1 protein-coding gene and 1 pseudogene are annotated in these 2,180 nt (G+C 43.6%); both read right to left on the bottom strand.

Annotation, left to right across the window (positions count from 1 at the left end; all coding sequences use genetic code 11):
- Window positions 1-87: 87 nt before the first annotated feature.
- Window positions 88-1,332 (bottom strand): IS256 family transposase, encoded by a 1,245-nt coding sequence (locus T488_RS0106665; protein WP_028520111.1) that lies wholly within the window; start codon window positions 1,330-1,332, stop codon window positions 88-90.
- Between the two features lie 404 nt (window positions 1,333-1,736).
- A pseudogene (locus T488_RS20105) lies at window positions 1,737-2,180 on the bottom strand (excisionase); the annotation flags it as partial.

Raw genomic sequence — 2,180 nt, 5'->3', positions numbered from 1 at the left:
AAAGAGTATATGATGAGACCGATTGTGAAAGCAGTCGGTCTTATCTGCATATTAGCACATGATTATTTGATTGTCAAGATGAAAATGTTATTCGGATATCCTGTCACCATAGTAGATCACAAGCTGAGCATAGATACGGCTCCAGTCCTGTCGGCGACCGGTCCACTTTTTCGTGATGTCCTTCATAGCCAGATACAGCATTTTGAAAAGGCTGTCATCAGTGGGAAATACAGACTTTGCCTTAGTTACTTTTTTCAGTTGACGGTTGAAGCCTTCTATGGTATTGGTCGTATATATCAGCTTTCTGAGCTCCTGTGGAAACTTGAAATATGTGCTGAGATTTGGCCAGTTTTCGTACCAGGACTTTGAGATCTTGGGGTATTTGCTGTCCCAGGCTGCTGCAAAGGAATCAAGAGCATCCAGAGCAGCTTCCTCAGTGGCGGCAGTATAGACCTTTTTCAGATCAGCCATAAGAGCCTTAATGTCCTTGTAAGATACATATTTGCTGGAATTTCTGAGCTGATGAATTATGCAGTTTTGGATATCCGTCTTCGGGAATACAGCCTCTATTGCCTGAGAGAAGCCTGTCAGGTTATCGGTGCAGGCGATAAGAATATCCTCAACGCCTCTGTTACGCAGGCTATTAAGTACACCTGCCCAGAACTTGGCGCTCTCATTTTCACCTACCCACATACCGAGAACGTCCTTCCTGCCGTCCATATTAACGCCTATGGCTATGTATACAGCCTTCTTGATGATCTGTCCCTCGCTGCGGACATGATAATGGATAGCGTCAAGAAATACAACTGCATAGACGCTTTCAAGCGGTCTCTGCTGCCATTCTTTGGCTACTGGGAGAACCTTGTCGGTGATGCGGCTGACAGTGGTATCAGATATCTCCAGACCGTAAATATCACGGATATGATCCTCTATATCAGATGTAGACATACCTTTTGCATACATGGAGATGATCTTGTTCTCCATATCCTGGGATATGCTTGTCTGATTCTTAGGTAGTATCTTAGGCTCAAATTCACCATTTCTGTCACGGGGGACTTCAATATCTACCTTGCCCATACTGGTACGCAGAGTTTTCTTGCTGTGACCGTTACGGCTATTGTCAGTTTCCTTGTTCTTCACGTCATACGGCTCATAACCAAGCTCAGAATCAAGTTCTGATTCAAGGCTGCCTTCCATAAATCCAGCAAGTGCTTCCTTGAACAGCTCCTGAATATCATCCATGCTCTGGATATTAGCTGCCGAAAGAAAATCGCTTATCAGCTCTCTTCTTGCTCGCTGCTCTTCTGTTTCATTTCTTCGTCTTCTTCCCATAATTAAAACCTCCGAAGTAGTGTCTCTTCTATTATACACTACTTCAGAGGTTTACACAAATTTTAGGATAGACTCTAAAAACTTATTAACCGTTCAGTCCGCTCCAGTTGCCTTCATCGCTGTCTCCGTTACCGGAACCGCCAGTCGGGATTCCACCGGAGGTGGTGATGACATCTTCTGTTTCAAATTCAGTAATCTCCATAATTAGATCAAGAAAGCAAGTTATCCGAAACATCAAAGACATCATATTTGGGATCAGATACCATTATAAAACAAACAGGCAGATACCTCGATAATAAAGTATCTGTCTGTTCTGTTTTATAGGCTGGCGCAAAGTCCTTGCTTATAGTTGTTTGGATAAAACTTCTATATTAGCTCAGTCCTTTCGCAGGCTCCTCATTGCCTTATTCCATTTTCATTCCGTAGCTCTCAGCTACATCTTCTTCAACATCCCCCTCGGTGGAGGAGATGTCATAGCTTTGTGTTTGGCTCATCGCCATGCTTTCAACAGCTTCTATCCTGTTTCTGACCTCAGCAGCTATGGTCTTAGCACGTTCAGTATCAATATACTGAGCCGCCTTATCTTCACTGAACACTTCAAGTATCTCATCTTCGATACCATCGAGTTTTGAAGCATCGAACCATTCAAGGGAGGATACAAGTTTTAACTGCTCGCCGTGTGTTTTCTTGAATGGCTTACAATTAACGCCATTGATTGGTATTCGTGAAGTTAACCTATCATACCAGAGTGAAGTTCCGCTGTCGAATATGGGAGCAGCACCAAGCCATTCAAGGGTATTAGCATCACGCAGAAGTCCGAAGTTATTGAAGTGCCTGTCCTCGTTTGC

Source organism: Ruminococcus flavefaciens ND2009, assembly GCF_000621785.1.
GTDB classification, from domain to species: domain Bacteria; phylum Bacillota; class Clostridia; order Oscillospirales; family Ruminococcaceae; genus Ruminococcus; species Ruminococcus flavefaciens_C.
The sequence above is the reverse complement of the archived record's forward strand: the minus strand, read 5'-3'. Positions and strand labels throughout refer to the sequence as shown.